Below are 7,274 nucleotides of genomic sequence, written 5' to 3'. Positions count from 1 at the left end.
GGCCTTACAGCCAGAGGTTAAAGAAAAGTCAGCTTCATATAGGAGGTCATATATCTACCACCCATTATATGCAACAAGGCAAGCATAGTTTGAGCTTGAACATAAATCCAATTTGTTGATATAACCTTGCTATACAATATGTTTGCCAACCAAGATAGAAATGTCACTTGCACCCTCAAAATGCTCTGCTGCTAACACAGCCCAGATTCGTCTGATAGGTCGCCACTGGCGGCCTTTCTTGTCTTTGGCCGTTACATGATCACGTCAGTTCCGCTCCGATTTAACGTAATAGATACTGTTTGTTATGCTGTTGTCGATTAACCTTCGCAAAAAGATGATGAATCAATGTTAAAGAATGGCGACATAAACATCTTAGAAATTTCTGATTACCACTAATGCTCAGCTCTCATGAACTACATTTAGATTAGTTAAATGATGAGGATATGAGCATGGCTAAAAATCAGGTTCAGTTCCAAAAAGGCATTTCTATTCATCGCTTTATTGAAGAGTATGGTACTGAAGAACAATGCCAGAACCGCTTGTTTAATATGCGCTGGCCAACGTGTTACCGCTGCCCTAACTGTCATCATGAAAAATATTGTCAGTTAAAGTCACGCGCCTTATATCAATGTAACCAGTGTCATCATCAAGCTTCATTAATATCAGGCACTCTTTTTGCGCATTCTAAACTACCTTTAACTATCTGGTTTCTAGCTATTTACCTAATAACACAAGAAAAGAATGGCATCTCTGCTCTTGAGCTTTCAAGGCAGCTCGGTGTCTCATACAACACGGCTTGGCGAGTGAAACAAAAGCTAATGCAAGCGATGAAAGAACGTGATGATGAAACACCTTTGGATGGTTATGTGCAACTAGACGATGTTTACTGGGGCGGTGTCCATCGTGGTGTTCGAGGACGCGGTGCTAAGGGAAAGCGTACTTTTGTTGCCGCAGTATCGTTGAACAAAGAAGGTCACCCAATACGAATGCGTTTCAGCGCAGTTAAAGGCTTTAAAAAAGAAGAGCTTACTCGTTGGGCAAAAGCTCATTTATGTCCTAAATCACTGGTTATATCTGATGGCCTTGCTTGTTTTCGTGGTATTGAGGATGCGGAAAGTTTTCACTATTCAATAGTGACCGGCGGGGGTGCTGATTGTGTAGAGTTGCCGTATTTCAAATGGGTTAACACAATGATCAGCAACGTAAAAAACGCAATGCATGGGGGCTTGTTGCAAAAAATTCAGTCTCGGCTCAGAGTTCCTTCTTTCCCATCTAATCTAGCGACTCAATGACCAACCCCGAATTCAAATGGAAACACTTTGCCCCTGAAATCATTCTTTGGTGCCTTCGTTGGTATGGTTCGACACCAATGAGTTACGCAAACCTCAGTGACATGCTGGCAGAACGAGGGATTTCGGTTAATCGTTCGACCATTTATCGTTGGTTCATTGAATATGCCCCGGCATTACGTAAGAAATTACGTCGCCATCAATTCATCCGCACTGACTCATCGTGGCAGCTCGATGAAACCTACGTCAAAGTGAAAGGGAAATGGCACTACCTTTACCGTGCCATCAATAAACAAGGAGAAACGCTGGATTTCTATTTCTCTCACAAACGTAATAAAGAAGCTGCTTATCAGTTTCTTAGGCGCTGCTTGAGATGTTATGACTTAGATAATCAGCCTAAAACGTTAAACACCGACAAGCATTCCTCATACGCCAATGCGATTGCCCGCTTGAAGAAGGAGGGACGACTGCGAGCGGATGTCGAGCAGCGGCAAGTGAAGTGCCTCAATAATGGCATCGAGTCCGATCACGCCCCCATCAAGAAGCTCGTTGTAGCCACCGGCGGTTTTAAAATACGAAAGCGAGCCTGGTCAACAATCCAGGGATTCGAAGCATTACGGATGTTGAACAAAGGCCAGTTTGATTTCTGGCTTCGTCATGATGAACGTAAAACCCTTGTGCGGGAGAGATCCGCCTTCATGAATCGTCTCTTCAATGTTGAGGTTGTTTACCAGTAATCATTAAGCCCATCACTGGGTAGATCTGTCTTATCTGATTATTTGCAACAAGCCCATTCAAAGCAAAGCATCAGTGGCCATATCATGCAGACTGAACTGCTCGGCGCGTGATATCCAAACTGGTGAACATTATGGGTGACTTATAAGTATCGAGTAGTGTATAGCTTATGTCCAATGTGGCGAACACCGTGCTAGTGAACAAGGATTCGGGGTTTCCCACAATGTTTGCTTGACGATCACCTCGAAAGCCCCCACATATACGGCCTAGAAAAACCTCCCACCTACCTTGTGAACGATTCCAAAAAGTATAAATCGACGAATGCCACCACATTTCAGCGGCAAGATATGAGATGGTTATCAATGAAGTAAATGCTAAATACGTACATGGACTAACAGCAACACCAGATAGGCAAGATGGACATCAAAAGATCATGTTTATGCTAGCAGGCCCAGTAAGGCATAAAGTCATTTCAAGCCATAGCAATTCTTTTACTCAAACCGTCCACATAAAACATGTACGCAGCCAACCACCGCCAGAACTCAGTGAACTAGAAAAACGACCACACATCGCTTCCGTCTATCACTGGATTATGGAAAATCATGGAAGAAACCAACAGATCATAAGTGATGTGACTGAAGCAACTAAAGCTGGTCGCCACCCACTACTTCTGACAGAACGAAGAGAGCATGCCAATTTACTCTTAAAGCTATTAGAGGCCCAAAAGTTAAGCGTCGTAGTGCTTCGAGGAGCGATGAAAGCCAAAGAGCGAGAAGACGCAAATGAGAAATTACAAGATGCTCAAGTAATCGTCGCAACAGGTAAATACATCGGTGAAGGCTTCGACCTTCCTCGCCTCGACACATTATTTCTTACGATGCCTATTTCCTGGCGAGGAACACTAGCCCAATATGCAGGCCGTATTCATCGGCAATCCGATGGTAAACACGACACTGTTATCTATGATTACGTGGATATCAAGTTACCAATGCTACAAAGAATGTTTGATAAAAGAGCCAAAAGTTACAAAGCCATGGGATATGAGATTGCCAATCAAAAAGAGTAAAAGCGATTCTATTGTCAGGCTAGGTTTTGCTCCAGCGATACAACTTATCCCAAACAAACCAGAGGACAGTCCGCCTCGTTCTGCCCCCATAGCTTGGCAACACAATGTATATGACGCTTGTTAGCGTAGTCAGGTGCTTTTAAAAAAACAACTCAACGGGGACATATAGATGACAGATTTCAATGGAATTGTCCTTTAACTTGTATTTTGTCCCTTAAGTTGTCCCTTAACCGGTATTGTTGTATTTGCATACAGGTGGCATTTTTGACGCCATCAATAATACTTGGGAACCAACATCTATTTCACTCGCACCAATAGAAAGATATTCACATAAGGCAATTTGGACAGGTTCAAAGATGATTATTTGGGGGGGAGCCGCGACCAGGGAGCCATCTACTCTCCTTTTTGAGTTTTTGTGTCAGTCTTTAGATTAGTAATATCTCATGAAGATTGGAAAATGATTAAGTTCAAAAATAGCTATGGTTGGGCGAATGCAAAGTATTTGAAGTGAGATTAGTAAATTAATTCCCCCGTCTAGTAATACGGAGGAACGGTTACAAATGAAAGGATTTCGCCATCAATACGTTCAATGTGTTCATCGATAAAAACATTTAATTTATCCAACTGATGGCTATCAACCCAATGAATCTCCGGGTCATTATCCGACGTCACATAACTAATTTAGTTAAGCAAGCCTCAGCTTTTTCGCAGTCAAATGCACGATACCCATACCCTTCACAAAGTAGTTCATCAGGTAAGTACTCGTCATATTTTTCAATATGCTTTTCATCAACCATTTTAGCCAAATCTGCTTCTGTTGGTAATCCAGTTTTAACAGTACTTTTGAGGCATTGGACTACATCATCAATGGAAGCCATCTCTACCTCTATGACTCCAGCATACGCCCCGGCTTTGAAACCACTTTGCAAAAGGATTGCTGATATCGTATTGACAACTTTATCACCCATCCAGGTAAAGATATAAACGTACTGTCCCTGCTGAATAATTGATTTTGACTCTAGCTTACTATCCTTAAAGAAACATACACCTTCCTTAAAAAGGCTCTTAGCTGCTGTGTCTATGTAATCTACCTTTCCATGACCAACTTGTATGCGGTAATCACCCTCGCAATATATTTGGAACATCTCTTGACGAACAACATCATGAATAGACATCCCATCTCCACCGAAAGACGGAGGCTTGCCACCTTTAGTAGCTTCCACATGAATTACTTTCTTATCGCTATCTACATCGAGCACTTTCCAACGGCGACCACCAAAAATAATATGCTGTCCCTGGATGACGACCGAGTCTATTGGTAATGTACCTAGGGTTTTATTGCCGACCACGACACGAAACTCTTCTGGTGTTTTGAATACTGCGTAGAAAGTATATTGGTTTACTAACCGCTCTCCCTGAATACCAAGCACAAGTTCGCCACTCGATAGCTGAGTCAATAGTTCACAAGAGCCCATATGGGATAGCAACAACTTAAAATGCTGGATCGTTGTCTTTTGGAAAGGGCCATTCGTACAGAGTAATGTATAAAGCTGATCTGCTCGTATCCCTCCCCACTGGGCGGTTACGGCTAGCACTTGGTGCAATAACGTCGAAAAGTGCATTTGGCTTGTATCAGCAGGTTCAAACCATTTACTGGCAATCAGCAATCGAATCATGGCCAACGATTGAACCAACTCCATTCGAAGTTTATCGATAATACTAGAGCTTTTAGTAAGTTCATCTTCAGAGATAAGCATGCGAAGAATTGCCGGAGAATTTCTTCTACCGGAACGCCCCATTCGTTGCCGAAGACTAGATACAGAATGTGGAGCAGTGACCTGAACAACCGAATTAACTTTACCTATATCGATACCTAATTCAAGCGTCATGGTACACACAGCGGTCGTTGGTAGCATTTCCTTTTGCAACCGAGCTTCCAGCTCTTCCCGAAGCTCTTTAGATAGCGAGCCGTGATGCGGAAAGAACTCATTGGGAACGATATTTTGCTCGCATAAATCACTCAGTTGAGCGGCAATACTTTCAGTTCGTTTGCGACTATTTGCAAATACCAAATGAGAACCACCGCGACATAATCTATATAACTCCTCGCAAATCTGATCTTCAGCCGAATCTCGTAAATCGTCGGGTTGTAAGTCCAAGGGCTCTATATAACCACGAACCTGGATTTTAAGTGTTGCATGGCTTTTGCTACTAGTTATGGTTTCACATGGCATGCTCTGATTCGGTCTCAAGGATAAAGGAACTTTATCTAATTCACCTAGTGTTGCACTTAATGCGACTCGTGGAATCGGATCAGAGTACCGATTAAGCAGGTGTTCTAGCCTATTCAATAATGAAAGTAAATGCTGCCCACGATCTGAACCAATAAACACATGAAACTCATCAATAACAATGTATTTAAGAAAGCCAAAAGCTTGTTGCACCCAGCCAGCATCTCTTACAAGCATTGATTCCAATGATTCAGGTGTTATAAGCAAAATGCCAGAGGGTGCTTTCTTCGCCTTTTTCTTTTTCGACTGTGCACTATCACCATGCCAAGGTGTAACAGGCATATCTAGCACTTCACAAAGACTTTCTAATCGACGGTACTGATCATTAATAAGAGCTTTAAGAGGGCTTATATAGAGAATACCAAAACCTTCCTCTATATCAGCAATTGCACTACAGGCGGGAAGAAAGAATGCCTCTGTCTTACCCGCAGCAGTAGATGCACTAATCAACACATCTCGATCACCAGATAAAATCGGGTTAATGGCTCGCTTTTGGATTTCTCTTAAGTCAGGCCAACCTTGCTTAAACACCCACCGTTGAACTCGGGTGTCGAGAAGTTGATATTCATCCATCATAACTTGAAGTCTATTAGACCCTCAGAATCACAGTTTTGCTCTCCAATAACGTCAAGTTCAACATCACTAGGACGATCCGCTTCAACTATTGATGCTTCAACCAGTTGTGACCATACTACTGAAGGATTTTGTTCTAATACTGCGAGCATATCCAAAAACGCCTTAATGGTATTCCTTGGCGTGCGAAAGTACGCATCACCAATAGTTTTGCTACAGTGATGTAGAAATGATTTCAATGCCTCATCAGGAACTAAATACTTCGACGTATCTCCGCCTGCAAATACGTGACGAAGATTCTTCAACAAAATATAAAGCTCCTCTGGTGTAAGGCTGGCTAGATGCAACGCTGGCGAAGAATAATCAATAACACCTGCTCTTTGGGCAAATCTATTTTCTGCTAATCGTGACTGTAGGGCTTCATAGCTATATAACCCTTTTCTCGGGTCAAGTAAAAACTCGGGGGTTCCACCCAACAAAAAACCAAGGTGTTCTGTTGTGCCTTGCAGGCAGTCATTCAGAATTCTAAGAATTTGTTCATAGTTTGAAGTACGAGCCTGAGTGCTGTTTAACTTATACAGATTTACCATTTCATCTAGGTTAACCAAAAGGCCTTCGTAACCAGCCTGTCGAATAAATAAACTCATCAATTTCAAAGCATCATAAAATGATGAGTCTGAAATTATTGTACGAACCCCCAAATCTTTCTTCGCGTCAGTTTTTGTTGAATATTCTGCACGTAACCAACGAATAGCATTTGATCTCAAGGTTTCATTATCTTGCTCATGTCCAATCCAATAAGCTTCAATAACTTTTGCAAAATCGTAACCGCCAACAAGTTCTGAGAGCGAAGCCAGTTTTTCGTGGATTACAGAAGACACATTGGCTTCTTTTGCCTCTGCTTCTTTTCTAGCCTCAGTCACAAACCGCTCAACAACACTGGTGAGAGCATTACCGTCAGGCTTATTCCGAGTTGCCAAATTGCGCATAAGCTCTGAATACAGATTACGTGCTTGACCTGATGATGCGTGAATACGTCTATCAGGTGCAAGATCAGCGTTTACAGTTACCAACTTCTTTTCTAATGCAATGGAACGAATAACACTTAAGAAGAATGTTTTACCTGAGCCGTATTCTCCAATTATGAGGCGAAATGCGGAACCACCTTCAGTGATCCGTTCTATATCCTGATACAACGCTTTAAGCTCATTTGATCGACCAACCTGAATATGCTGGATACCTATCTTAGGAGTAACACCAGATTTTAAAGATTGAATAATCGCGTCTCGTTCTTTGAGACGAATACGTTTTTCTGCCATG

The 7,274-nt window shown here is 42.2% G+C and carries 4 protein-coding genes and 1 pseudogene; 3 read left to right on the top strand and 2 right to left on the bottom strand.

What is annotated here, in order from left to right:
• Positions 1-449: 449 nt before the first annotated feature.
• From L4D76_RS22855 to L4D76_RS22845, 3 genes and pseudogenes are all read left to right on the top strand, one after another.
• Positions 450-1,223 (top strand): annotated as a pseudogene (locus L4D76_RS22855) (IS1595 family transposase); the annotation flags it as partial.
• 65 nt (positions 1,224-1,288) lie between these two features.
• Positions 1,289-2,026, top strand: a complete 738-nt coding sequence (locus L4D76_RS22850; protein WP_428443173.1) for an IS6 family transposase — start codon at positions 1,289-1,291, stop codon at positions 2,024-2,026.
• Positions 2,027-2,337: 311 nt separating this feature from the next.
• Positions 2,338-3,090 carry a DEAD/DEAH box helicase gene (locus L4D76_RS22845; RefSeq protein ID WP_428443175.1) on the top strand — a complete coding sequence of 251 codons (753 nt, stop codon included), beginning with the start codon at positions 2,338-2,340 and terminating at the stop codon, positions 3,088-3,090.
• Positions 3,091-3,758: 668 nt separating this feature from the next.
• Here L4D76_RS22845 and L4D76_RS22840 read toward each other — a convergent pair.
• Both L4D76_RS22840 and L4D76_RS22835 read right to left on the bottom strand, forming a co-directional pair.
• Positions 3,759-5,957 (bottom strand): DEAD/DEAH box helicase, encoded by a 2,199-nt coding sequence (locus tag L4D76_RS22840; RefSeq protein ID WP_428443172.1) that lies wholly within the window; start codon positions 5,955-5,957, stop codon positions 3,759-3,761.
• Entirely contained in the window at positions 5,954-7,273 is a 1,320-nt protein-coding gene (locus L4D76_RS22835) for an ATP-binding protein (RefSeq protein ID WP_428443171.1), read from the bottom strand. Before L4D76_RS22835 ends, L4D76_RS22840 begins: the two co-directional genes overlap by 4 nt.
• Between the last annotated feature and the right edge of the window lies 1 nt (position 7,274).

The sequence above is a fragment of the Photobacterium sagamiensis genome (assembly GCF_050337085.1).
Lineage (GTDB): Bacteria > Pseudomonadota > Gammaproteobacteria > Enterobacterales > Vibrionaceae > Photobacterium > Photobacterium sagamiensis.
The sequence above is the reverse complement of the archived record's forward strand: the minus strand, read 5'-3'. Positions and strand labels throughout refer to the sequence as shown.